This is a genomic window from Spongiactinospora rosea (genome assembly GCF_003315795.1).
In the GTDB taxonomy this organism is placed as follows: domain Bacteria; phylum Actinomycetota; class Actinomycetes; order Streptosporangiales; family Streptosporangiaceae; genus Spongiactinospora; species Spongiactinospora rosea.
On record NZ_QMEY01000001.1, the window covers coordinates 242,213 to 267,008 of the forward strand.

Consider the following 24,796-nt stretch of genomic DNA (forward strand, 5'->3'; position numbering starts at 1 on the left):
CGACGGCCACATGTGGCCACGCGCCGCGCCCCCACCGTCCATCCGCGCCGGTCACGCCTCCAACCGGTGCCGATCCCCCTGTCCCTGCCGTTATCGGCCAGAGCCACCCCTCGTCACGGCCCGCGCAGCGGGTACCGGGACGAGCCCATGCCCTGAAACTGGAGGTCACAGCGATCATGAGCCACGACTTGGAGACGAACCGCAGCCTCGGACGGAGGATGCTGCTCGGCGCGGGGGCCGTGCTGGCCGCCGGAAGCGCGGTACCGGCGATGGCCGGGACCGCCGCAGCGGGTACGAACGGGGGCGTGAAGGTCCCCCGTCCCGACAGCCCGCTGCCCATCATCCCGGTCCCGGCGCAGGTCAAGGCCACCGAAGCGCTCGCGCCGCTGCCCGACGCGCGGCTGTGGTACTGGGACACCGGCGGCTCGGGCGCGCCGCTCATCTTCCTGCACCCGGGCACCGGCAGCTCGGAGAGCTGGCCGTACCAGCAGCCGTACTTCGCCAAGAAGGGCTACCGGGTGATCGCGTACTCCCGGCGCGGCCACTTCAAGTCCGACGCCGGGCCCGCGGACCGCACCGGCACCGAGGCCGAGGACCTGCGACTGCTGCTGGACCACCTGCGCGTGGACCGCTTCCACGGCGTGGGCGTCGCGGCGGGCGGCGGGACCCTGCTGGACTTCGCGCTGTCCCACCCCGAGCGGGTGCGCACGATGACGCTCTGCGGCAGCCTCACCGGCCTGGTCGAACCGGACTACCAGGCGACGCTCAAGCGGCTGCGGCCCGAGGGCTTCTACAACATGTCGGCCGACTTCATCGAGCTGGGCCCGACGTACCGGGCGGCGAACCCGGAGGGCGTCCAGCAGTGGCTGGACATCCACCACCGGGCCAGCCACACCGACGTCTCGCAGCCGTATGAGAACCGCCCGCTGTGGCCGGACCTCGAACGGCTGACCATCCCCACCTTCCTGGCCTGGGGCGACGGCGACCTTTACAGCCCGCCGAGCGTGCAGCGCGTGCTGGCCGCGCACCTGCGCCGTTCGGAGAGCCTGGTCGTCAACGAGTGCGGCCACCAGCCGCACTGGGAGCGGTCCGACATCTTCAACCCCGCCCTGCTGAACTTCCTGCGCAGGCACTCCCGCTAGGAACCCCCGCCAGAAACCCCCGCCAGAAACCAGGGTCACGGCCGCACGCGGGGTCCCGGAGGGGGACCCGCGTGCGGTTCGGCGGGCTCGCCGGGTCGTGCCACGGCGGGGTTCACGAACCACTCGCGGCCCAGCACCAGCCCGAACGCCCATGGCGGCATCCGCACCAGCGCCCGCATGACCGGGGCGAGCCTGCCCCGGCCGTTCATCTGGGAGTGGTGCCGGGCCAGCGCCGCCTGTTTGACCCGGGCGTAGCGGCGTACGTTCACCCGGTGGGTGATCGCCGAGGCGGGGCTGTAGGCGGCGCGCAGCGCGTCGATGTCGTAGCGGAACGGGATCCGCAGCGCGCGGATCAGCCCGGTCAGCCGTACGACGACGTCGCGCGGCATCGTCGCCTCCAGCATGGTGCCGACCCCGGCCAGCACGGCGGCGCGCTTGCCGACCTCGTGCACCTTGACGTGGTCGGGGTGGCCGTAACCGCCGTTGGGGTCATAGCCGATCAGTACGTCGGCGTTCTCCTCGCGCAGCAGCGCGGCGAGCCGCCCGGCGGCCTCCTCGGTGTCGGCACGGACGAACCGCGCCCGGTCGGGCGGGTCGGGGTGGAGGATCGCGCCGTGGCCGCTGTCGGCGTAGCCGAGGTGTTCGACCCGATGGACGCCGAGCACGGCGGCGCTCGCCCGCAACTCGGCCAGCCGCGGCGACCCCTCCTCCGGCAGCGGGCGCATCATCCCGTCACAGGCCACCACGATCACCACCCGGTGGCCTTCGGCGGCGGCACGGGCCAGGGTGCCGCCGGTCAGCAGTACCTCGTCGTCGGGGTGGGCGTGAAATGCCACGATCGTCGCCATTCACCTGATTATCGGGCAGCCGCGTTCTCCGTAGCCCGGTGTTAGGGTGTGCGGCGCGTTCCGGTACGCGGAAGAACGGGGGATGTGCGGTGTCCTTGGAAGGTGCGGGGAGGCTCGGGGTCCTGCTACGCGAGCGCGGGCTTTCGATCAGTACCGCCGAGTCGCTGACCGGCGGGCTGCTGGGTGCGGTGATCACCGACATCGCGGGGGCGTCCGACTACTACGCCGGTGGCGTCACCGCGTACGCCACGGCCGCGAAGGCCGCCGTACTGTCGGTGGACCCGGAGGTCCTGGCCACCCTCGGCCCGGTGAGCGGCCTCACCGCGGAACAGATGGCGGCGGGGGTACGCGGGCTGTTCGCCACCTCGATCGGGCTGTCCACCACCGGCGTCGCCGGTCCCACCGCCCAGGACGGCGAACCGGTCGGCCTGGTCTTCATCGGCCTCTCCGACGAGGCGGGCACCTTCAGCCGCGAGTTCATGAGCGGCGGCGAGTCCCGCGAGGAGGTCCGCCACCAGACCGTCGAATTCGCCCTCGACCTCCTGATCGACCACCTCACCGGCCGAACCCCCGAATGAGAAGTGGCGGGGGAGAACGGTGGTGGCGTTCTCCCCCGCCGGAGGGGGTTGGTCAGTGGGAGGCCGTGGCCTGCTCCTGGGCGAGGCGTTCTTCGCCGGAGAGGGTGTTGAGCGGCTTCTCCTTGATGAACAGGACGGCGAGCAGGGCGAGGGCCGTCAGGGGGATGCCGATCAGGAAGAGGTCGGCGGTGGCCGTGGCGTAGACGTCCTGGACGATGGTGCGCAACGGGGCCGGGAGCTGGGCGATGTCCGGTACGGCCTGGGCCTCGCCGCCGCCTCCGGCGGTCGCGCCCGCGATGGCCGGGATGCGCTCGGTGAGCATCGAGGTGACCTGGTTGGCCAGTACCGCGCCCAGGGCGCTGACGCCGACCGCGCCGCCCATGCTGCGGAAGAAGGTCAGTGCCGAGGTGGCGACGCCGAGGTCACTGGCCGGTACGTCGTTCTGGGCGGCCAGCACCAGGTTCTGCATGAGCATGCCGACGCCGATGCCGAGCACCGCCATGTAGACCATGAGCACCGGCACGCTGGTCTGCCCGCCGATCGTGCTCAGCAGCACCATCCCGGCGAGCATGATGGTCCCGCCCGCCACCAGGAACGCCTTCCAGCGGCCCCACTTGGTGATGAGCTGCCCGGCCACGGTGGAGGACACCAGCAGGCCGAAGACCATCGGCAGGCTCATCAGCCCGGCCTCGGTCGGGGAGTAGCCGAGCGCGATCTGGAAGTACTGCGACAGGAACACCGTGCTGCCGAACATCGCGACGCCGACCAGGACGCTGGCCACGGTCGCCAGGGCGACCGTGCGGTTCCTGAAGAGGCTGAGCGGGATGATCGGCTCGGCGGCCCGCGACTCGACCCACAGGGCGAGCGCCAGGACCAGCAGTCCGCCGCCGACCAGGCCGGCGGTCCACCACGAACCCCACTCGAACTTGTTGCCCGCCAGCGACGACCACACCAGCAGCGTGCTCACGCCGAGCGTGATCAGGAACGCGCCCAGGTAGTCGACCTTGACCTTCTTGCGGACCACCGGCAGGTTGAGGGTGCGCTGCAGCAGCACGATGGCCACGATCGTGAACGGCACGCCGATCAGGAAGCACCAGCGCCAGCCCAGCCAGGAGGTGTCCACCAGGACGCCGCCGATCAGCGGTCCGACGACCGTGCCGACGCCGAAGACCGCGCCGAAGATGCCGGCGTAGCGGCCGAGTTCGCGCGGCGGGATCAGGGCGGCCATGACGATCATGGCCAGCGCGCTCATGCCGCCCGCGCCGATGCCCTGCACGACCCGGCTGACGATCAGGATCTCCACGTTGGGCGTCAGGCCCGCGATCAGCGATCCCACCACGAACAGCCCGAGGGAGAGCTGGATCAGCAGCTTCTTGCTGTAGAGGTCGGCCATCTTGCCCCACAGCGGCACCGTTGCGGTCATGGCCAGCAGTTCGGAGGTGACGATCCAGGTGTAGACCGTCTGGGAGCCGCCCAGGTCAGGGACGATGACGGGCAGCGCGTTGGCCACGATGGTGGAGGCCAGGATGGATACGAACATGCCCACCATCAGCCCGGACAGCGCTTGTAGCACCTTTCTCCGGGATGTCGGGGCGGGCGCGGTCACGGACTCTGACTGCGCGTCGGTCGTTGTCATGCTTCCTCAGGTTTCTCAGCGGGTTTCGCAACGAAGTCGAAGAGCGAAGGGGCAGGGCACAGCTCCCGGCGCCGGGCCTCGGGCCGGGGCGGGAGGGCCGGCATCACGGTTCGGGGAGGCCGGCGGCCAGGCGGTCGAAGGCGTCGTCGAGCAGGTCGGACATGGGCACGGACCCCTTCGTCCGGGCCCACCGCAGCATCGACACGCGGAACGCGGCCATGCCGACGGCGGCGAGCAGTTCGGGATAGCCGCCGGCGGCCCGCCGCGGGCCGATCCGCTCGGCCACGGCGGCGGCCAGGGCGCGTTCGTTCTCGAACCCGCCGGACACCAGCCGGGGCAGCAGCGACGGGTTCTCCTCGATCACCTTGATCCGCAGCATGATCTCCTCGGCGCGCCGCTGCATGGATTCGGCCTGTCCGCGCAGCACCAGGCGGAGCGCCTGGAGGGCGGTGAGGCCGGGGGGTGCGGCGGCCAGTGAGCTGGGCCAGGCGGCCTCGACGCCGGCGGGGGTGACCAGGAGGGCGTCCTCCTTGGAGGGGAAGTAGTTGAAGAAGGTGCGGGACGAGACGTCGGCCGCCTCGGCGATGTCCTCCACCGTCACGCCCGCCAGGCCGCGCTCGGCGACCAGGCGCAGCGCCGCATCGGCGAGGGCCGCACGGGTCTCCACCTTCTTGCGGTCTCTCCGCCCGAGTTCTTCAACACTGCCCACACTGTCCACATACGGCCGAACGAGCGAGGGTCGCGAAGAATTTCAGACTGAGCAAACTTTCATAGACTGAAAGTAGGTGATGTCGGTCACAGTGTCTCTGACCTGCGGGTGAGCGCGGCCCCGAGGTCGCGCACCCGGCGGGCGATCTCCGGAGTGGCGTCCAGGGTGAACTCCGCGCCCAGCGCGGCGAGGGCGGCCACGTACTGGACGACGAGCGCGGGGGAGTCGGCGCTCACCCGTACCGCGCACTCGCCGGGCCCCAGGTCGCGGACCTCCCCGGGGATCGCCGTGAACACCCGGGTGCGCAGGTCGGCGGCGGTCAGCCGCACGGTCATCCAGGCGGTGTGCCGGTAGGTCGCGCGGGCGAACACGCGGGTCACGTACTCGGCCGGGTCGTCGGCGGGCAGTTCGCGCGGAGTGAAGCGCTGATGCGTGGGACGCGGCCCGGTGATCCGGTCGGCCCGGAACGTCCGCCAGTCCGCACGCCCAGGGTCGTACGCGAGCAGGTACCACCGGCCGCCGAAGGTGACCAGGTTGTACGGCTCGACCAGGCGGTCCTCCCGGTCGCGGTGGCGGAAGGCCAGCATCCGCCGGTCGTGCGAGGCCGAGGCCAGCACGGCCAGCACCCCGGCGTCCACCCGCGGCACGTTCCGGTAAGGCACGGCGGCCGTCACGTCGCCGAGCGTGGCCAGCCGGGGGCGCAGCCGGGCGGGCAGCACGCGTTCCAGCTTGGCCAGCGCCCGCATCGAGCTGTCCTCGATCCCGGCCACGCTGCCGCCCGCCGCGGTCACCAGGCCGAGCGCCACCGCCACGGCCTCCTCGTCGTCGAGCAGCAGCGGCGGCAGGTCGCGGCCGGAGATCAGCCGGTAGCCGCCCGCGGTGCCGGTGGTGCCCTCCACCGGGTAGTCCAGCGCGCGCAGGCGTTCGATGTCGCGCCGGATCGTGCGGACGGTGACGCCGAGGCGTTCGGCCAGCTCGGGGCCCGGCCAGTCGGGGCGGCTCTGGAGCAGGGAGAGCAGCTTCAGCAGCCGCCCCGGCATGTTCCTGCGCGCGGAGATGGGGTCGGTCACTTTTCCAGATTGCCGCACCTTGCGGACAAGTTGTGTCCGCAAGCCTTCCTAGGGTGGCCGTATGACTGAGACACCGGAGAACATCCGCGGGCCGGTTTTCCGGCCCGCGGCGGAGGGTTACGACGACGAGCGGACGGGTTACCAGCGCCTGGCGAGCCACCGGCCCGACCTGGTCGTGGGGGCGACCGGCGTGGACGACGTGCGAGCCGCCGTACGGCACGCCGCCGCGCTGGGCGCGCGGGTCGCAATCCAAGGCGCCGGGCACGGTGTCAACGAGCCGATGGACGGCGGGGTGCTGATCAGTACCCGGCGCATGGCCGGCGTCCGGGTGGACCCGGCCGCGCGCACCGCGTGGGTCGAGGCGGGTGCACCCTGGGCGAAGGTGATCGAGGCGACGGCCCCGTACGGGCTCGCGCCGATGTCGGGCAGCTCGCCGGGGGTCGGCGCGGTGCCGTACACACTGGGCGGCGGCCTCGGGCTGATGGCCAGGAAGCACGGCTTCGCCGCCGACCACGTACGGCGGCTGACCATGGTCACCGCGGACGGCCGGGTCATGGAGGTGACGCCGGAGGGCGAGCCCGGCCTGTTCTGGGCGCTGCGCGGTGGTGGGGTCGGCGGGTTCGGCGTGGTCACCGGCATGGAGATCGGCCTGCTGCCGGTTACGCGGTTGTACGGCGGAGGGCTGTTCTTCGACGTCGCCGAGGTGCCCGGCGTGCTGGAGGCATGGCGGCACTGGACGGAGACCGTGCCCGAGGAGATGACCTCGGCGGTGGGGATGTTGCCGTTCCCCGACGTGCCTCAGGTGCCAGAGGACCTGCGCGGGAAGCACGTGGCCCAGGTGCAGATCGCGTTCCTGGGCTCGGAGGAGGAGGGCCGGCGGCTGGTCCGTCCGCTGCGCGAAATCGGGCCACCGCTGCGCGACACGCTGCGCGACCTCCCCTACACCGAGTCGGCCGCCGTGTTCGACGAGCCCGACCAGCCGCACGCCTACCAGTCCCAGAACCGGCTGCTGCGCGACCTCGACCCGGGCATGCTGGCAACGCTGCCGAAGACCGGCGGGCCGTCCGCCCCGCTCATGTGCGTCGTGCAGATGCGGCACCTGGGCGGCGCGCCGGCCCGCCCGCCGCGCGTCCCGAGCGCCGTCGGCCACCGGGCCGCGACCTACTCGCTGAACGCTCTTTCGGTGGTGCGGCCCGGCCAGGAGGAGATCGCGCGCAGGCTCCATGATGACGTGCTGGCTCCGTTCGAGGAGCAGGCGCTGGGCCGGGGGATCAACTTCGGCTACGGGCGGCTGACCGAGCAGGAGGCCCGGACCGCTTTCGACCCGGGCGACTACGACCGGCTGGCCGAACTGAAGGCGCGCCACGACCCGAACGGGATGTTTCACGCCAACTATCCGATCTCCCCGGATAAGCGCGATCAGTGACATCAGTGCCACGCAATGCTGACGAAAGATACCTGACATACACAGGTGAATACCGACGGTGGAAGAGGTGGCTGCGCGCCGTGGGGGCGGTGCGTCTGACCTAACGGAACCTGGGCGAAGCCGCTGGACAAACCAGCGTTCTTCGCCCAATATTACCGTTGCCGGTCCGGTATAGGTCTTGTTGTTGAAGGCTGGAGCGGTCTAGCCCACGGCGCTGTTTCCAGCAGGTCCGCACTCCGCGCTAAACAGGGGTTTCCGATATCGCGCCGAGAAAGCTAGGATTCTTCACTACTACCTGACTACGCTTTACCCGTGTGTTTTCACACGCCTCCCGCATGTCCCGCACGACCCCCCCGTGTGTACGCGAAGGGATGCGATGAAGACGAGCCAGTCCGCCGGCCGGGCGTACTAGCGGGAACCACCATGAAGGCGACCGGCATCATCCTTTGTGGCCCGCCCGCCAGCGGTAAGAGCACCATCACCCGCGCGCTGCACGACCTGGACCCTCGTTTCGTGCCGGTGCGCAACCTGGTCGTCGGGCCCCATCCCGCCGACGACCACGACCAGGTCACCGACGAGCAGGTCGAACGGCTCCGCCGGGCCGGACGGATCATCTCCGACATCCGGCGCGAGGGCGGCCGGTACGCGATCGACCGCCACCCGATCGAGCACATGACCCAGGCCGGGCTCGTCCCGGTGATCCATGTGTGCGGCCGGCCCGACGTACGCCGGCTGTCCGCGCTGGGCGAGTGGGTGCGCGTGCTGCTCTGGGCCCCCAGGGAGGTCTGTCACGAACGGCTGCGCCGCAGGGACGGCTGTGGCACCGGCGGCCCGGTGGGCACCTCGGCCGGGCCTGACGTCCTGGACGCCCTCCAGGCCACCGCCGACGACCCGCTGTTCCACCTGCGCATCGCCACCGACGAGACGTCGCCCGACCGGGCCGCCAGGGAGATCGCCGACGCGTTCACCGCGGTGACCCGGCCGGCGAAGGCCGTCCGGCCTCAGTCGCGTACGGCGGGCTCGGTCGCCGGGCCCTGACGGCGGCGGATCACCAGCCAGTTGACCGCCCACAGCGCCAGGCCGATGGCCAGCAGGACGCCCGCCCGCGCGTAGACCTCCACCGGGCGTCCGGTCAGCGGGCTGGCCAGTACCAGCGCCAGCACCGCGCCGATCACCGGCAGCGCGGTCGGCGCCCGATAGTGCGCGTGCTCCACCCGGTCCCTGCGGAGCACCAGCACCGCGATGTTCACCACCGTGAACACGCACAGCAGCAGGAACGCCGTCGTGTCGCCCAGGCCCTCGATCCCGCCGGTCGAGATCAGCCCGATGGCCAGCAGCGTGGTGAACACGATGCCGATCACCGGGGTGCGGCGGCGCGGATCGACCCACCCCAGCCCCTTGGGCACGACCTTCTCGTTGGCCAGCCCGTACACCAGGCGGGAGGCCATCATCATGTTGATCAGGGCGGTGTTGGACAGGGCGAAGATCGCGATGGCCGCGAAGACCTGCGGCGGGAAGCTGATCCCGCCCGCCTTGACCACCTCCAGCAGCGGCCCGCTCGACTCCGCGAGCACCCGGTGGTCCACCAGCAGCGACGAGGTGATCGCCACCAGGATGTAGACGGTGCTGGTGATCGCCACGCCCAGGAAGATGGCCCGGGGGAAGTTGCGGGAGGGGTCGGTGCACTCCTCGGCCATGTTGACCGAGTCCTCGAAGCCGACGAACGCGAAGAACGCCAGCGCCGTACTCCCCAGCAGGGCGAACATCAGCCCGCCCGCCTCCCCCGACTCGATGTGGACCAGCCGGCTCGGCTCGCCGAGCCCGTTGACCAGCGCGTAGACGCCGATGCCGATGATGATCACCAGCCCGCTCACCTCGACGATGGTGAGCACGATGTTGGTGCGGACCGACTCCGACACGCCCCGGTAGTTCAGCAGCGCGACCGCGATGATGAAGATCACCCCGACCACGGCGGCCGGGATCGTGACGAACTCCCCCAGGTAGTCGCCGCCGATCGCCAGCGAGGCGGCGCTGGCCGAGGTCAGGCCCGAGCACATGACGGCGAACGCCACCATGAACGTGAAGAACGGGACCTTGAACGCCCGCTGGGTGTAGAGCGCGGCCCCGGCCGCCTGAGGGTACTTGGTCACGAGTTCGACGTAGGACATGGCGGTCAGCACCGCGATGAAGAAGCCGACCAGGAACGGCAGCCACAGGGCCCCGCCGACCCGGCCGGCGACCGCCCCGGTCAGGGCGTAGACGCCGGTGCCCAGGATGTCGCCGACGATGAACAGGACGAGTAGTTTGGGGCCGATCGCCCGCTTCAGTGGGACGGGTTCGGCTGCCGCCGTGGGGCTGGTGGGGGAGGTCATGTCAGGGCTCGTTCCCGCTGTCAATGTTCTTGACACCGCTTCGTTGCGAAACACCTTCGCTATGCCGGACATGTCGGAAGTGGAAGAGCAGCCTCATCGAAAGGTGGCAGCGTGGGACCACCTTCCCGCAAGCAGCGCTTCGAGCAGATGTATCTGGCGCACTACCCGGATCTGCTCGGTTACGTACAGCGGCGTACCGAATCTCCCGACGACGCCGCCGACGCGCTGGCCGAGACGTTCACCACCGCCTGGCGGCGGCTGGACGACGTCCCCGAGGGCGGGGAGGCCCGGCTGTGGCTGTACGGCGTGGCCCGGCGAGTCCTCGCCAACCAGCGGCGCGGCGAGAGCCGCAGGAGCGCGCTGGCCGTACGGCTGCGCGCCGAACTCGCCGAGTGGGCCGAATCCGCCCCCGCCGCCGGGGGCGGGATGGACGGTGTCCGCGCGGCCTTCCGGCGGCTCGGCGAGACCGACCGCGAGGTGCTGTCGCTGGCCGTCTGGGAGGGGCTGACCTCTGCCGAGATCGCCACCGTGCTCGGCTGCTCCGACGGGGCCGCCCGGCTGCGCCTGCACCGGGCGCGCAAACGCCTCGCCGGGGAGCTGGCCTCGGCCGGGCTCGATCTCACCCGGTACGGCCTGCGGGCCGTGGCACTGGCGAAGGGGAGGCCATGAACACCGACGTCGACCACCTGATCGCCGCGCTCGCCCGCGACCCTGGGCCGGGACTGACGCCCGGGGCCCGGGACCTGCTCGGGGAGATCACCGACGAGCCCTCCTTCGTCGCCGCGCGGGAGCCGAGGCGGCGCTGGTGGCGGGTCGCGCTGCCGGTCGTGACGGCGCTGGTCACCGCCGTGGTGGGGGTACTGGCGTACTCCGCTCCGGCCTCGGCGGCGCTCGACATCCGGCGCGAGGGGCCCAATTACGTGATCATGGTGGTCGACATCTACGCCGACCCTGACAAGTACCAGAACCAGCTACGCGCGATCGGGCTGGACATCAGGCTGCGGGTGAAGGCGGCTCCGGCGAGCCTGGTCGGGCAGGTGATCATGATGCCGATGGCCGGGGGGCGCATTCCGATCGCGAAGGCCGAGATCGATGACCGGATCAAGGCGATCGGGCAGAAGGGGACCTGCCGGAAATGGGGGGACGTCTGCCCGATCGGGCTCAAGATCCCGGTGGATTACCGGGGGCGCACCGAGGTGACGCTCGGGCGGGCGGCGAAGCCCGGGGAGAGGTACGACGTCATGGCGCCGATCGACGGGCCGGGGGAGCCGCTGCACTGTGTGCCGTACGTCGGGCGGCCGGTGCGGTCGGTGCGGGACCTGCTGCGGGAGCGCGGCGTGACGTCCCTGACGTACGCGACGGCCAAGAGCCGGGAGTCCCGGGTGCCGGGGGACTGGTACGTCCACGACGGGACGCTCACCGCTTCGGACGCCGCGCTGCTCCTGGTCGGGCCGGACAGGACCCCGCCGCGCGACGCGGGGCCGAAGATGACCGGCGACTTCTGCTGATCCCCTTTCTGACCGGCTGATTCGTTCCTGACCTGCTGATTCGTTAACCCGCGTCGCGTTCGGCGACGGGTCGTTCCGGCATGCCCGAAAAGCGGGGCTGCCGCCCTTTTCCGCCTTCTGCCTTCTGTCGATGACGGGATTTCGCATGCTCACCGTAGGTTCCGCCCGTTCCGTCATGCCGTCCGTCCCCTTGCGGGCCGGGCATGGGCCGTTCGGCGTGGTGCTCGCCCTGGCCGCCGTGCTGCGCGTGGTGACCATGCTCGGGTACCGGCCCGCCCAGCTCTACTGGGGCGACTCGTTCTCCTACCTGCACCTGGCCGCCCATCCCGAGCCCTCCACCGGATTCCGGCCGCCCGGATACCCGCTGCTGCTGGCGCTGCTCCGCCCCTTCCACAGCATCGAACTCGTCGTCGCCGTCCAGCACGCCATGGGCCTGGCCGTCGGCGTGCTGATCTACGCGCTGCTGCGCCGCGCGGCGCTGCCCGCCTGGGCCGCCACGCTCGCCGCCGTGCCCGGCCTGTTCGACGCCTCGTTCCTGCGGCTTGAGCACGCGGTGCTGTCCGACATGCTGCTGATCTTCCTGGTGGTGGCCGCGCTGGCGGTCATCACCTGGCGGCCCGTGGTGTCGCCGCGCGCCGCCGTCGCGGCCGGGCTGCTGCTCGGCTGGGCCGGGCTGACCCGGACCGTCGCGGTGCCGCTGCTCGGCCTGTTCGTCCTGTATCTGGTCGCCCGGCGGTCCGGGTGGCGGCCCGTGGTGGCCCTGGCGCTCGCCGGGGTCCTGCCCCTGGCCGCGTACGCCGCCTGGTACCACGCCCACCACGGCCGGTTCGCGCTCAGCGGGTCGGACGGGGTCGCGCTGTGGGCGCGGACCATGACGTTCGCCGACTGCGCGGTGATCCGGCCCCCGGCCGCCGAGGCCCGCCTGTGCCCCAACGGGACGGTGGTGGACGCCGCCTCGGAGTACGTCTGGGCGCCCGGTTCGGCGATCAACCTGCTGCCGGGTGGGCGGGAGGCGAACAACGACCTGGCCCGGTCGTTCGCGCTGCGGGCCATCGCCGCCCAGCCGCTGGACTACCTGGCCGACGTGGCCCGCGACACCGCGCTGACCTTCGCCTGGACCCCGGTGCCGCACCCCGCGCGGGTCACTCCGGCCTTCGGGTTCGCGAGGGGGGCGTGGGGGCTGCCCGCGTACCCGCTGGTCGAGCAGGTGCGCCGGGACTACGACCCGGACCTGCGCGGCCTGCGGTCCGTCGAGCCGTACGCGTCGTTCCTGATCGCCTACCAGTACCCGGCGTACCTGCGCGGGCCGTACATCGCGGCGATCCTGCTGCTCGGCGGCGCGGGGGCGCTGCTGGGCCGCAGGCCGGCGGCGCTGCCGTGGCTGACGGCGGTGGCGCTGCTGGTCGTGCCGGTGGCGGTACTGGACTTCGACCACCGGTACGTCCTGCCGGTCATTCCGGTCGCCTGCCTGGCCGCCGGGCTGGGCATGCGCCCGAATCCCGGAAAACGTCGGTGGCAGGTCGTACGGTGGCCTGCGGGGAGAAGCGAGTGAAGCGTCGAGTGCAGAGGAGACGGGGCGATGACGGGGCACGATCAGCTCGGGCCTGGCATGAACGCCGAGCATGAGCGCAACCTGGCGCTCTTCCGGATCGTCCACGAGGTGGCCACCCACCACGCGGGGCGGCCGGTGCCCGCCGTACTGGCCACCCTGCGCGACCGGGTGCCGCACGCCCCGGGGCTGGGCATGGACGAAGGGGCCCTGCTCCGCATCGCGCACGAGATCAGCGTCGGGCGCGACCCTTCCGGGCTCTGACCGCCGGCCCTGGGGTTTCTGGTGACCCTGATTTCTCAGGGGTCGGGGATCAGGGGTGGCTCAGGGATACCGCCGGATGCCCTGAGGGGTCGTTCGGCGAGAACCTACTTGCATGCTGCTCGTGAGAGGGATCTACCCGCTGATCGCCTGCCTGGGGGTCGTGGCGGCGGTGGTCGCGATGGCCGTCGGCCTGCTCGACACCGACCCGCGGCTCGACGCCTTCGGCATGACGATCGGCGAGTACGCCGTGGTGAGCGAGGGGGTCACCACGGAGTTCGGGATGCTCTCTCTCGGAGTGGCCGCGGTCGCGCTGCTGGCGGGACTGCGGGCGACGGGGGCTCCGGTGCAGGGGACACCGGGGTGGCTGATCGGCGCGTGGGGCGGGGTGATGATGGCCGCCGCATTCGTCTTGCCGATGCTCGACGGGTGGACAGGGGAGGCGCGCCGGATTGCGTCGATCATGTCGGTGATGTCGCTCGCAGTCCTTCCGGCAGCCGCGGGGCTGCTGGTGTCCAGGTTCGCCGCCGACGAACGCTGGCGCGTCATCGCCAGGCCGGTCGAGTGGCTGGCGCTGGCGGGCGGCTTCGGGCTGCTGGCCACGACGTACGCGGCGCTGCCCGGCGACGGGGCACTGATCGGGCTGGTCGAGCGGGTGATGCTGGCGGTGGGCATCGCCTTCCTGGGGGTGCTCGCACTGCGGTTGGTGACCCTCGGCGGCGCGGGCCGGCGGATCGCGGTACGGCTGCGTGAGGCTTACGCCGGGCTCGCGGTCCGGGTCGATCTCGCCAAGCCGGTCAAGCTGGTGCGCTCGGCCGGTTCCATCGACGACCGTGGTCCGGTTTAGAGGTCGATCGCGTCCTTGAGCGGCCGGGCTCGTGGTCCGGGTCGATCTCGCCGGGCCGGCCGAGTCGGTGGGCTCGGCCGGTTCCATTGACGGCTCTGGGTTCGGTCTAGAGGGCCCGGAGGCCGTTGATCACGTCCTTGAGGATGTGTTCGCCGGTGAACGTCGCCACGGGGGCGGGCGGGCGGATCACGATGAGCTCCATGTCCCGCAGGTCGCCCAGGATGACACGGACCACGCCGACGGCCAGGTCCAGTTCGGCCGCCACATCGGCCACCGACGCGGCCCGCCGGGTGCGGGCCAGTACCTTTTCCTGCTCCGGTCCGAGGACCGTGCCGCTGGGGGGACGTTCGCCCGTCGCCACCACCATCGCGATCAGGTCGATGGGCGGGCCGCTGGACCGGGTACGCCCGTTGATCAGCGCGTACGGCCGGACGACCGGTCCGGCTTCTTCGTCCAGCCACTGGTACTCGGCCGGTGGCTCGGGGGGCGCCGGCCGTACGGGAGGACCGGGGGGCCGGTTGGCCGGTGGGTGAAGGTGGTGCGCGGGTGCGTGGGGGGCCTGGTCCGGTCCGTTGGGGGGTCCAGGGGGTTCGGCGGCGGGGAGGGCTTGGCCGGTCGCCGGGGCGGGTTCTTCCGCACGGCGTACCGGAAGCGGTCCGGTTCCACCTCTTGGCCGCCGGTCCTGCCCGGGGGCGTTGATGGGCCGCGGGGGCGCCGGGCGCTCCTGCACCGCCTTGCGGGGGGCTTCCTCGGCGTGCTGTGCCGGCTGGGCGGGTGGTGCCGGGCGCTCTTGTGCCGCCTTGCGGGGCGCTTCCTCGGGCTGTCGCGCCGGCCGGGTGGGCGCGGGCCGCTCTTGTGCCTGTGGCGTGCCGCCGGGAGCCTGCTCGGTACGTCGTACCGGCCGGACGGGGCGGTCTTGCATCGCCCTGGGAGGGGCCTCTTCCGGCGCGGGCTGCGGTTGAGGGGTCGGGCGGGCCGGGGGAGGGGTGGCGTCCGGGAGGGGCCAGACGCGCTCGTCCCTGGCGGGGATGCGGTTGGAGGAGGAGGGGGGCGGCTGGCTCCTGCGCCGTGCCGTACGGCCCGGCGTGGGCCTGGCCTCGGGGGGACGGCTGATCGGCACGCCCTGCTCCTGGGCGCGCTTGGCCGCGGCCTCCTGTGCCGCCCTGCGCCGGGCGGCCCTCCGCTCCAGGCCGGAAAGTCCCTGTTTGGGCGTCGAGCGGGGGTCTTGTCCCGGTGGTTGGACCGGACGCTGAGGTGTCCTCTCGGCCGGTCCGCCGCCGTCCCGGGTGGGCCAGGGCCGATCGCCCTGCCCCATGGCGGGCCGCCCTTCCCGGGGGGCCCGCTCCGGCGCACCGGACGCGCCTCGCCCGCCCGGCTCCACGCGGGGGCGCGGCCTGCCGGGAGCCGTACGAGGCTCCTGCCCAGCCGTGGAAGCCCCGTCCGCCACGGGCCGCCGAGCCGTCGCCCCCTGCTCGCCCCTGCCCTTCTCGGCGGCACCGGCGTCCGTGCCCTCTGGAGGGGTGTCCGGGGCGGGGGGCGGGGGGTTCGCGGGGATGGCGGCCATGGTCTCGGTGGCCGGGTCTGTGCCGGGGGTGGTGTGGTCGTGGGAGTTCACGAGCCGCCCCGTGGTGGTGTCGCGATGTGCTGGCCGACCCGCTTGACCAGCATGGCCATCTCATAGGCGACGTGACCCACGTCGGCGCCCTCCGTGGCCAGCACGGCCAGGCAGGTGCCCTGTGCCGCCGCGCTGACGAACATGAACGCCGTCTCCATCTCCACGATGGTCTGCCGCACGTCCCCGCCGCCGAAGTGCCGCCCCGTACCCCGGGCCAGGCTCTGGAACCCGGAGGCGACCGCGGCGAGGTGTTCGGCGTCCTCCCGGCTGAGCCCGGAGGAGGAGCCGACGGGAAGCCCGTCGGTGGACAGCAGCACCGCCTGGCTGATCGCGCCCACCCGGGTGGTGAGGTCGTCCAGCAGCCAGTTCAACTCACCGGTATTGCTAGGGTGCGGGGTCATTCGTCCCTCTTGTCGACAGTCGTCTGATGAACGTAGTGAGCATCCTCCCGGCCGCGCCGCGCGCCACGCTGGAAGGCGGAAAAGATCGCGCGTACTTCCTCGGGAGAGCGCTCGGACGCGTCGGGATCCGCGTCCGGGTCTTCCGGATCAGTCTCCCCCTTCGCGGGGTCCTCGTCCGCCGCATCCTGGCGAAGTTGTGGTGCCAGGCCGGCCTGCGGCACCCGCCGGGGTAGTCCGGCGTCGGTGGTCTCGCCGGGCGCCGCCTCACCGCTCGCGGACGGCGCGGGCTCCGGCTCGGGCGCGGCTCCGGGGATCGCGCCGGAGGGGGTACTGCGGGCGGGGGTGACCGGTACGGCCTCCCCGGCGTCGGGCTCGGAGCTCTCACCGGGGACCACGGAAAGCGACGACGGAGTCGTACGGCGCGCGCGGCGGGTCGGCAGCGGCGGCTTCGGTCCCTCGTGCCCCGTGGGCTCCTCCTGCGCCGCGCCCTCCGCGTCCTCCGCGCCCTCCGCGTGCTCCTCGCGCTTCTCGGGCGGCGTGAAGGCCCCGGGCGCGCTCTCGCCGCCCACGGGCTCCAGCGCGGGCCGTTCGTCCCCGGCGGTGGGCGGGGTGGTCCGCTGGGCCAGTTCCCGGGCCGCGGCGCGGGCGGCCCGCCGCCGGGAGCCGGGCAGCGTACGGCGCTGCGCGGGCACCACGGCGGGCTGTGCCACGCGCGAGTCGGCCAGCAGTGTCCGGGGCAGCAGCACGATCGCGACCGTCCCGCCGTACGGCGAGGCCCGCAGCACCACGCGGATGCCGTGCCGGGCGGCGAGCTGCCCGACCACGAACAGCCCCAGCCGGTCGCTGTCGGCCAGATCGAACTCCGGCGGCCCCGCCAGCCGCTCGTTGATCGCCTCGTACTCCTCGGGCAGCAGCCCCAGCCCCCGGTCCTCCACCTCGACCGCGAACCCGTTGGCGACCAGGTCCCCACGGACCATGACGGTCGTCTCGGCGGGGGAGTACACCGTGGCGTTCTCCACCAGTTCGGCGATCAGGTGGGTGACGTCGGCGACGGCCGAGCCGTCCAGGGCCGTCTCCGGTACCGGCTGCACGCTGACCCGCGTGTAGTCCTCGACCTCGGCCACGGCCGCGCGCAGTACGTCGACCACCGGCACCGGGTTGCGCCACGCCCGCCCGGGGGTGGCCCCGGACAGGATGATCAGCCCTTCGGCGTGCCGGCGCATCCGGGTGGTGAGGTGGTCCAGCTTGAAGAGGTCGTCCAGGGCGTCGGGGTCGTCGGTCCTGCGCTGCATGGCGTCCAGGAGGGCGAGCTGGCGGTGCAGCAGGCTCTGCTTGCGCCTGGCCAGGTTGAGGAAGACCTGGCCGACGCCGCGCCGCAGGTTGGCCTGGCCGACGGCGGCCTGGACGGCGGTCCGCTGCACCGACCCGAACGCCTCGGCGACGTCCTTGACCTCGGCCGACCCGCTGACGACGATCGGCGGGGCCTCGGTCTCGACGTCCACGCGCTCGCCCCGGCGCAGCCGCTCCACGATCCGCGGCAGCCGTACTCCGGCCAGCTCGGTGGCCGCCCGGCGCAGTCCGGCCAGGTCGCGGGCCAGGCGGCGGCCGAAGCGGACCGAGATCAGGATGGACACGATCACCGCGAGCAGGCCGAGACCCCCGGCGATGGCGATCCTGACCAGGATGTCGGTGGCGACGGACCCGGAGCGGGCGGCGAGTACGGCCGAGGACGACGCGCTCAGCTCGTCCAGGGAGGCGGAGATCTCGTCCACGGTGGTCCGCCAGCGCTCGGCCCCGGACGGCAGCGAGCCCTTCGCCGACGCCTGGACGAGCTGGTCCTCCAGCGTGGTGAACTGCTTGAACGCCGTGGAGGCGAGCAGCTTCTGGTACGGCTCGCGCAGCTCGGCGTCGAGCGAGGAGATCCCGCGGGCGTGCAGGAAGCGGCGGGTGGAGACGTACTCGGTGAAGGCCCCGTGCTCGGCGGGCGTGATCCGCTGGTCGATGAGCGCGCCGCTGATCAGGGCGTTCTGCCTGGCGATGATCTCGCGGGCGTTGCCCATCGCCTGCATCGCCCCGGCCTGCTGGTAGATCGACATGTCGGGGACGGCGACGAGCTGGTCATAGAGCCGGTAGACGCGGTCAAGGATCGTGTTGTAGTCGGTGAGCGCGGTCAGCCGGTCGCTGCGCCCGCTGTCGATCCCGGCCCGGACCGCGGGAAGGAGGTCGAGCTGGGTGAACAGGGCGGTGAGGGGGACGCGGAGTTCGGCGCCGATGTCGCCGCGCGCGGTTCCGGCGGCCTCGGCGCCGCGCAGCTTGCGTACGGCCTGATCGGTGGTGGCACGCTGCGCGCCGAGTTCACTGGTGACCACGCGGGAACTGATCGCCACGGTGGACCGGGCCCGCTCGGCCTGGAGCTGGGCGCCCAGATCGGTGGCGGTGACGCCGATGGTCTGGTAAAGCGCATCGGCGCGAAGCAATGCCATGCCATCGCTGACCGTGACATTTAGGACGAAGCCCCACAGAGCGCTCAGCGAGAGGAGCGGTAGCAGCAGCAACAGGGAGATTTTAAACCGAATTGACCGGTTTCTCGAAGCCATGCGCACTCGTCCCAACCTCATGAGTGTCTGGAGGCTTGCCGTCGCGTCTCACATATACCGGTAAATCCACCTCCGGGAAGATCGCTCAGGAGACTAGCACCAAATAAGGATTGGGTGCATTGGAGACGCGCATGTCGTTCTGCTTTCGCAGATGCGGTCGTGAGGGCGGCTTCGATCTGCGTCTCCCGGTGTGACCTGGGCGTATCGCGGATTGTGGGACGGGCGAGGGGTGGCGCGGCGACGGCCGATGCGGGTGCCCGGCCGGAGCGGTTGACCTGCGATTACACAAAACTTGACGACCTTGGAAAAACTCCTGGCGAGAGTCCGCCAAGATCGTCATCGTGCCTGAGGTTTCCCGAAGATCCTTCGTGGCACCCGGCCGCCGCGCCTGCCCTCGAACCAGTGTCCCCTACATCCCCGAGGGGTCAGCGGCAGGCCACGCCGGTGAGGTTGCGGCCACCGTTGTAGGAGGTCTTACCGCCCGGGCCGTGGTCGGCGTGGCGTACACGGATGGACAGGCACAGGTTCTTCCCGTAGACCTTGACCGGCCCGGCGTAGTACTTGAATTTGCCCTGCTCCTGGTCGTAGTTGTTCTTCCAGTTGTCCTCGGCCCACCGTGAGTTGTACATCTCGATCCACAGCGGGGTGCGCTCGCCGTACCTCGGGAGGCCGGGGCGCTTGGCGAGGACCGCGCAGTTCCAGCCGTTGGACGCGTTGTAGTAGAGCTTGATGTCGCTGCGGTAGTAGGTTTTGCCGCTCAGCGCGTCCTTCAACGGGACCTTCCAGGTCCCGACCAGCGAACCGGCGCACCCGTACGCGCCCGCCTGGGCCGCCTGGGGCAGCGCCACCTGCGCCGCCAACGCGATACCGGCCGCGGCCAGAACCGACAGAGACCTCCGGAACATGTGACTCCTTGCTCTTCCTGGACAATCGGGCCAAATAGGGCCGGGGGGATCTTCCCACCGTACCTTGACCCTCCCTTTACCTTCAGGCCGCCCGCCGGGTCAGCCCGCCGCCTGTGCGATCAGCGGCAACGACCGCAACCGTTCCTCGATATGGGCGGCCACGAAGGCTGGGAGGGTGCCCTCCGCCTTGACCTGCGGCCATGTGTCGACCAGTGCGCCGATGGTCTCCCGCACGACGCTCAGCGCCATGTCGGGTTCGATCCGGGCGCGTTCGGCGAGGCTGCGAAAATTGTCCAGGGTCACCAGCTTGGCCACTCTGCCGCCGTTCACCGGAAAGGCCAGTTCTTCGGCGCGGAACTCGTCATAGGAGGACACCGAGACGAAGTCGTACGCCGGGGAAAGCCGCGCGCTCACCCCGTCCGGATAACGCAGCGTCCAGTTCTTGAGATGCGCGTCGAGATTGCCCATGACCACGACCATGGTGAGCCTGCGCAGGTACTCCGCCAGATCCTGCGGGCAGACGGCGTTGATGAACCTGGCCAGCCCGGTATAGGTGGCCCGCTCGTACTTCGAGGCCACCGCGACCTCCCTGATCTGCGCGAAATCCTCCTGATGGACGCGTCCGGCAGGGAGCCGGTCGAAGCGCCGTACCGCGAAGGCCCGCTCTTCGGGACGGATCAGGCCGTCCGGAAGGCCGCTGAGGTCGGCCCCGGTGAGCAGCCGGATCTCCGGCACATCGATGCCGATGAGCCGCGCCCAGGTCAGCATGGAGAATTCGTTCGCCGGTACTTCGGGGAAACGCCGATCGGGCAGTTTGACGATCCAGTCGCCGCCCTGACCGGACATGGGCAGGACCAGACCCTTGCCCTCCCAGCGCATGGAGAACTTCTCCTGTACGCCTGCCAGCGAGAACCTGACCATGCCGCCACTGTCGGAGGCGGGCCTGAGGTCGAATTCGGGAATGGCGGGGATGCCACGCTCGGGTACCACACGTACGTTTCCCGGCAGGTCCTCGCCCAGAAACAGCAGGACCTGGAAGTCGTGCGGGTTGGCGCGGCCGAGTTCGCGGGCGATCAGGGTGCGCAGGCCGCTGCCCGGCTCGGGCAGCAGATTGGCGAACCACTCGGGCACCGAACCGCTGGCGGACCGGCGCTTGCCGGGGTTGGCCTCGAACCCCTGGCCGAGGACGGGATGGACCGGATCTCTGTCCTCGTAGTCGAACCAGGTGTTGCCCGCGCGGTAGCCCAGGGTGCCGACCCGGCGGGTGCCGATGAACACTCCGGCGGTCGCCGTCTCAGTCACGTTCGTCATCCTCGCCCAGGAGCGCGGTCACATCGGGGCCATCCGGGAAACCGAACAGAGCGCGATCTTGGACATACCGGTAGATCACCGCCTCGACGGCCTTGGCGCGCGCCTCCAGGAAGCGGTGCGGGGGCCCGAACCGGAGCAGCTCTAGGAATTGCGCGTCCAGGCAGTGGCTGGCCAGTACGCGCTCGTCGAACGTGTCCCAGCGGAGCCGCTCGGCGAGATCACCGGCCTCGGCGAGGGGCAGAATGAGGTGGTTCGCCATCCCCCTGCCCAGCGAGCTGGAGTCGTCGAGAACGGGGACCAGAGGGTCGGTGACTTCGAGCAGCGGGGCGACATCGATCGGCTCGCCCTGGCGATGTCCACCCATGGGCAGGTGCCTGGGCGCCAGAGACAGCAGGCCGAGGAAATTGACCTTGGCCTTGGGGTGGGTGAGCCGGGTCTCCGAGATGTCCGGCCGCCACCCCTGGAGCGCTGGCAGGAGCCCGATCAGCCGTTGGGCGCTGGCGAGCGGGTCGGTGTGCACGGCCCGGAGGAACACCGTGTCGTCCTCGACGGGCTCGCCCACCATGCCTCGCCAGACCCAGCGGCGGAGGAGTTCGGCGGCTCTGCCTCGCGGTGGGCCGAACTCGGCCATGAAGATCGCCAGGACGGGGATGTACTCGGGGTGCGGAATGAGCCAGGCGTGCGGGATGCCCGCTTCGTCGCGGAAGAAGTCCACGACATGGCCCAGCGCCGTCTCAGTACGGGCAGGGTCGCCGACGGCCAGCAGGCTTTGCCGGAGAACCGGCTCGGGAATCTCGCCGAAGCCGAAGGCGTGCACGGCGCTGCCCAGGGTGTGCAGATCACCGCGTTGTTTCTCATCGTCTGTTGAGAGCAGTGTGCCGAACACCTCTACGTCCGTCAGCGGGTTTCCACGGGTGTTCGTCCGCTGAAAGATGTCGCGCAGGGTGTGGTCGTCGTCTCCGGCGACGATGTACATGGGGATCTTGTAGTCACGGACACCGGCGATGACCTGGTCGGCCAGGGCGATCTGCCGGTCGCTCAACTCTGGCCGGGCCTGTAGCCAGGCGTTCGTTCCGGTGGTGTCCAGGACGAGGGACATCGGGAACTGATCGTCTGCCGGCCGTTGCAATCGGGACAGCGCGACGAAGGACTCGCTCGCGAGGTCGAAGAATATGCGGAAGCGTGGGTCGACCGTCTCATCGGTCGCGGTGAGCGCGCCGACCAGGCTGGTGATCCGCTGCTGGCCGTCCACCACCCAGTACGCGTCGCCCACCGCCGGGGCCTCGATTCGCAGGTGACCGACGAAGATCGTTCCTGCGGTGGCGGGTCGCTGCCATACCAGCAGTTGGCCGATGGGATAGCCGCGCAGGATGCTGTCGAACAGCAGAGTGACGTCGGCGCGGTCCCACTGATAGATGGACGGGATGCGGAGACGGCCCTGGAGTGCGTACTCCACCAGGTCGCCCGGCGAGACGCTTTCGACCTTCGGTCGGGAAACTGGTGGCACCCCCGGCCTCCTTCCGGGACCACCATAGCCCCACGCCGCCCCTTGACCCGGCCGCTACGCACGGCCATGGTCAGGGAAAGAGAACCGCCCGCCCCCGGTCGAGGGGGGCGGGCGGTTCTTGGTGCTTGGGCCGATGTGCATGTCGCCTCTCGGCGAAAGGCTCAACGCGGCTCCAGCCGGACGGTAGTCCGCGAAGGCATGAATGGTGAGGCCCGGGGACATTGGGCACACCGGCCACGATGGGGTCAACCATCAGGGGGGCGGGACTATTCCCCGGGGGGCGGGGTGAGTCTCAGGAGGCGCGGCGCTGGACCTCCTGCTGGATGCGCCGGATCTGCTGGTCGGTGACCACCAGGTCGCCGAACTCGCGGACCGCCTGGTAGTAGGTCCAGGCCAGGCCGTCGCAGGTGGCCTTGGCGATGCCCGAGTAGCCCGCGCACACCTGTTTCATGTCGAAGTAGAAGGCGTCGTCGATCCGGGGCTTGTTGGCCGGGAAGCGGTTCACGAGCTTGTAGTTGCGGTAGCCGAAGTCGTGCCGGCGGCAGGGCGTCCGGAAGTCGAAGCCGAGCGGCTGGTCGGGGCTGCTGGAGCACAGGTCGGTGGACCAGTCGAACGCGTAGTCGGCCCAGGCCGCCTGGTTCTGCCAGGCGGAGTGCCAGGCGGCGGCGCTGCCCGCGGTGGGCTGGGAGAACTGGGACAGGGCGGCGAGCTTCTGCTCCAGGGTGACGGCCGCCTGGGCGGGCAGCGCGAAGGCCAGGAGGGCGATCAGGGAGAGGGCGAGGGTGGATGACGCGGCGAGGCATCGTCTGACCATGACAACCTGCTTCTCGTACGGGGGGAGCACGGAATCATGTCGTGGCAAGGTTCGCCTGACGACACCACGATGAGCCCGTACGACCGGGCAGGCCGAATCAGATCATGCTCAATTTCCCGCCCGGTGTTCGCGCAGGATCGCCGTTTACACGACGCGGCGGGCCAGCAGCAGCCGTATCGACCAGCCGGCGCTCCACAGCACCAGCAGGGCCACGACCGGGCCGCCCACGATGACGACCAGCCCGGCCCCGACGTTCGCGCCGACCGAACCGGCGGTCACCACCCGCCAGCCGAACCCGGTCAGGGCCGCCGCGGCGAGCAGGGGCACGAGCGTTGCCCACCACCGCCGGTCGAAACCGCGCCGCGCGGAGGCGCGTACCAGTACGGCGAGCGTGCCCGCCGCCACCACGAGCGCGCCCGCGCCGATGGCGGTCTCCGCCCAGGGGGCGAGGTCGGGTGGCCGGACCGAGTGGTCGAGCGGGGCGCCCGGCGGTACGTCGGCGCTGAGGTCGCCCACCAGCCACCACACCGTCAGCGCCACGGCCGGTACGCACCCGGCGGCGGCCAGGACGAGGCCCGCTCGGCTCCGCATGCCCTCTAGTGAAGCACCTTCAGGCCGCGGCCCGCTCGGACAGCGGGCGGCGGCGCAGGGCCGGGTCGGTCAGCGCCAGGGGACGCCAGGCGTTCGGGTCGTAGAGGTCGGTGCCGGGCGGCACGATCTCGTCGATCCGGTCGAGCGCGGCGTCGTCCAGCGTCAGGGAGGCGCCGTCGAGCAGTACGGTGAGCTGGTCCATCGTGCGGGGGCCGATGATCACCGAGGTGACGGCCGGGTGCGCCGCCGCGAACGCCACGGCCAGTTCCGGCAGCGTGCGGCCGAGTTCGCCGGCCAGGGCGACCAGTTCCTCGACGGCCGTGTACTTCGCGGCGTTCTCCGGACGGTCCGGGTCGAACCACGCGGGCTCGTACGCCGCCCGCCCCGCGGTCAGGTCCGCCGACCGGCCCTTGCGGTACTTCCCGGTCAGGAACCCCGAGGCCAGCGGCCCCCAGGTGAGCACCCCCATCCCGTACCGCTGACACACCGGCAGCATGGACCTCTCCGCGCCCCTGGCCAGCAGCGAGTACGGCGGCTGCTCGGTACGGAACCGGGGCAGGCCGCGCCGCTCGGCGACGTGGTGGGCCGCCACGATCTCCTCCGGCGGGAAGGTGGAGCACCCGAAGGCCCGGATCTTGCCCTGGGTCACGAGGTCGCCGAGCACCCACAGGGTCTCCTCGATGTCGGTCCAGGGGTCGGGGCGGTGGATCTGGTAGAGGTCGATCCAGTCGGTGTCCAGCCGCCGCAGGCTGTCCTCGACGGCGGTGGTGATCCAGCGCCGGGAGTTGCCGCCGCGGTTGCGGCCCTCGCCCATCGGGAAGTGGACCTTGGTGGCCAGCACCACCTCGTTCCTGCGGCCCTTGAGCGCCTTGCCCACGATCTCCTCCGACTCGCCCGCCGAGTACATGTCGGCGGTGTCCACGAAGTTGATGCCGTGGTCCAGCGCGGCGTGGACGATCCGTACGCACTCGTCGTGGTCGCGGTTGGCTATCGCGCCGAACATCATGGCCCCGAGACAGTGGACGCTGACCTCTATCCCGGTGCCGCCCAGAAAGCGATATCTCATGCGGGCGACACTAGGAAGTGGACTGCACTCCAGGTCAACTAGG

The 24,796-nt window shown here is 71.2% G+C and carries 23 protein-coding genes; 9 read left to right on the forward strand and 14 right to left on the reverse strand.

Annotation, left to right across the window (positions count from 1 at the left end; translation table 11 throughout):
• Positions 1 to 176: 176 nt before the first annotated feature.
• Positions 177 to 1,142, forward strand: a complete 966-nt coding sequence (locus tag DP939_RS01175) for an alpha/beta fold hydrolase (protein WP_113977796.1) — start codon at positions 177 to 179, stop codon at positions 1,140 to 1,142.
• 35 nt (positions 1,143 to 1,177) lie between these two features.
• Here DP939_RS01175 and DP939_RS01180 read toward each other — a convergent pair whose 3' ends face one another.
• Positions 1,178 to 1,990, reverse strand: a complete 813-nt coding sequence (locus tag DP939_RS01180; RefSeq protein WP_113977799.1) for a PIG-L deacetylase family protein — start codon at positions 1,988 to 1,990, stop codon at positions 1,178 to 1,180.
• A gap of 89 nt (positions 1,991 to 2,079) precedes the next feature.
• Between DP939_RS01180 and DP939_RS01185 the strand changes: the two genes are divergently transcribed.
• Positions 2,080 to 2,568 carry a CinA family protein gene (locus tag DP939_RS01185; protein WP_158578420.1) on the forward strand — a complete coding sequence of 163 codons (489 nt, stop codon included), beginning with the start codon at positions 2,080 to 2,082 and terminating at the stop codon, positions 2,566 to 2,568.
• A gap of 52 nt (positions 2,569 to 2,620) precedes the next feature.
• Here DP939_RS01185 and DP939_RS01190 read toward each other — a convergent pair whose 3' ends face one another.
• The 3 genes from DP939_RS01190 to DP939_RS01200 all read right to left on the reverse strand — a co-directional run bounded on the left by DP939_RS01190 (position 2,621) and on the right by DP939_RS01200 (position 5,953).
• Entirely contained in the window at positions 2,621 to 4,108 is a 1,488-nt protein-coding gene (locus tag DP939_RS01190; protein ID WP_263972285.1) for an MDR family MFS transporter, read from the reverse strand.
• Between the two features lie 199 nt (positions 4,109 to 4,307).
• Positions 4,308 to 4,913: a TetR family transcriptional regulator gene (locus DP939_RS01195; RefSeq protein WP_113977807.1), complete on the reverse strand. Its 606-nt coding sequence runs from the start codon at positions 4,911 to 4,913 to the stop codon at positions 4,308 to 4,310.
• Positions 4,914 to 4,999: 86 nt separating this feature from the next.
• Positions 5,000 to 5,953 carry a helix-turn-helix transcriptional regulator gene (locus tag DP939_RS01200; protein WP_113979446.1) on the reverse strand — a complete coding sequence of 318 codons (954 nt, stop codon included), beginning with the start codon at positions 5,951 to 5,953 and terminating at the stop codon, positions 5,000 to 5,002.
• A 91-nt stretch (positions 5,954 to 6,044) separates the two neighbouring features.
• On the opposite strand from DP939_RS01200, the gene DP939_RS01205 reads away from it, so the two are divergent.
• Together DP939_RS01205 and DP939_RS01210 are read left to right on the forward strand one after the other, a co-directional pair.
• Positions 6,045 to 7,409, forward strand: a complete 1,365-nt coding sequence (locus DP939_RS01205; RefSeq protein WP_113977809.1) for an FAD-binding oxidoreductase — start codon at positions 6,045 to 6,047, stop codon at positions 7,407 to 7,409.
• A gap of 423 nt (positions 7,410 to 7,832) precedes the next feature.
• A complete protein-coding gene (locus DP939_RS01210) occupies positions 7,833 to 8,447 on the forward strand; it encodes an AAA family ATPase (RefSeq protein ID WP_113977811.1) in 615 nt (204 codons plus the stop codon).
• Here DP939_RS01210 and DP939_RS01215 read toward each other — a convergent pair.
• Positions 8,411 to 9,781, reverse strand: a complete 1,371-nt coding sequence (locus DP939_RS01215) for an APC family permease (protein ID WP_113977813.1) — start codon at positions 9,779 to 9,781, stop codon at positions 8,411 to 8,413. The genes DP939_RS01210 and DP939_RS01215 overlap by 37 nt on opposite strands.
• A gap of 111 nt (positions 9,782 to 9,892) precedes the next feature.
• On the opposite strand from DP939_RS01215, the gene DP939_RS01220 reads away from it, so the two are divergent.
• From DP939_RS01220 to DP939_RS01240, 5 genes are all read left to right on the forward strand, one after another.
• On the forward strand, positions 9,893 to 10,450 hold the full coding sequence (locus DP939_RS01220; protein ID WP_113977816.1) for an RNA polymerase sigma factor: 558 nt from the start codon (positions 9,893 to 9,895) through the stop codon (positions 10,448 to 10,450).
• Positions 10,447 to 11,289, forward strand: coding sequence for a hypothetical protein (locus DP939_RS01225; RefSeq protein WP_113977818.1), 843 nt, complete (start codon positions 10,447 to 10,449; stop codon positions 11,287 to 11,289). The genes DP939_RS01220 and DP939_RS01225 overlap by 4 nt, the downstream gene beginning before the upstream one ends.
• Positions 11,290 to 11,434: 145 nt before the next feature.
• Complete coding sequence (locus tag DP939_RS01230) at positions 11,435 to 12,841, forward strand: hypothetical protein (RefSeq protein WP_113977821.1); 1,407 nt, start codon at positions 11,435 to 11,437, stop codon at positions 12,839 to 12,841.
• 27 nt (positions 12,842 to 12,868) lie between these two features.
• The gene (locus DP939_RS01235) at positions 12,869 to 13,102 is read left to right on the forward strand and encodes a hypothetical protein (protein WP_225877988.1); all 234 of its coding nucleotides are present in this window, start codon (positions 12,869 to 12,871) and stop codon (positions 13,100 to 13,102) included.
• A 112-nt stretch (positions 13,103 to 13,214) separates the two neighbouring features.
• Positions 13,215 to 13,946 carry a DUF998 domain-containing protein gene (locus DP939_RS01240; RefSeq protein ID WP_113977826.1) on the forward strand — a complete coding sequence of 244 codons (732 nt, stop codon included), beginning with the start codon at positions 13,215 to 13,217 and terminating at the stop codon, positions 13,944 to 13,946.
• A 106-nt stretch (positions 13,947 to 14,052) separates the two neighbouring features.
• On the opposite strand, the gene DP939_RS49040 is transcribed toward DP939_RS01240, so the two are convergent.
• From DP939_RS49040 to DP939_RS01285, 9 genes are all read right to left on the reverse strand, one after another.
• Positions 14,053 to 15,561: a DUF742 domain-containing protein gene (locus tag DP939_RS49040; RefSeq protein ID WP_318656253.1), complete on the reverse strand. Its 1,509-nt coding sequence runs from the start codon at positions 15,559 to 15,561 to the stop codon at positions 14,053 to 14,055.
• A complete protein-coding gene (locus tag DP939_RS01250) occupies positions 15,558 to 15,962 on the reverse strand; it encodes a roadblock/LC7 domain-containing protein (protein WP_113977831.1) in 405 nt (134 codons plus the stop codon). Before DP939_RS01250 ends, DP939_RS49040 begins: the two co-directional genes overlap by 4 nt.
• Positions 15,959 to 18,517 (reverse strand): sensor histidine kinase, encoded by a 2,559-nt coding sequence (locus tag DP939_RS01255; protein ID WP_158578421.1) that lies wholly within the window; start codon positions 18,515 to 18,517, stop codon positions 15,959 to 15,961. The genes DP939_RS01250 and DP939_RS01255 overlap by 4 nt, the downstream gene beginning before the upstream one ends.
• 467 nt (positions 18,518 to 18,984) lie before the next feature.
• A complete protein-coding gene (locus DP939_RS01260) occupies positions 18,985 to 19,464 on the reverse strand; it encodes a hypothetical protein (RefSeq protein ID WP_113977836.1) in 480 nt (159 codons plus the stop codon).
• Between the two features lie 99 nt (positions 19,465 to 19,563).
• The gene (locus DP939_RS01265; protein WP_225877989.1) at positions 19,564 to 20,766 is read right to left on the reverse strand and encodes a type II toxin-antitoxin system HipA family toxin; all 1,203 of its coding nucleotides are present in this window, start codon (positions 20,764 to 20,766) and stop codon (positions 19,564 to 19,566) included.
• Entirely contained in the window at positions 20,759 to 22,282 is a 1,524-nt protein-coding gene (locus DP939_RS01270) for a DUF262 domain-containing protein (protein ID WP_113977839.1), read from the reverse strand. The genes DP939_RS01265 and DP939_RS01270 overlap by 8 nt, the downstream gene beginning before the upstream one ends.
• Positions 22,283 to 22,574: 292 nt before the next feature.
• Entirely contained in the window at positions 22,575 to 23,096 is a 522-nt protein-coding gene (locus tag DP939_RS01275) for a phospholipase (protein ID WP_113979448.1), read from the reverse strand.
• Positions 23,097 to 23,240: 144 nt separating this feature from the next.
• Positions 23,241 to 23,687 carry a hypothetical protein gene (locus DP939_RS01280; RefSeq protein WP_113977842.1) on the reverse strand — a complete coding sequence of 149 codons (447 nt, stop codon included), beginning with the start codon at positions 23,685 to 23,687 and terminating at the stop codon, positions 23,241 to 23,243.
• A 19-nt stretch (positions 23,688 to 23,706) separates the two neighbouring features.
• On the reverse strand, positions 23,707 to 24,753 hold the full coding sequence (locus tag DP939_RS01285) for an aldo/keto reductase (protein ID WP_113977844.1): 1,047 nt from the start codon (positions 24,751 to 24,753) through the stop codon (positions 23,707 to 23,709).
• Positions 24,754 to 24,796: the final 43 nt, after the last annotated feature.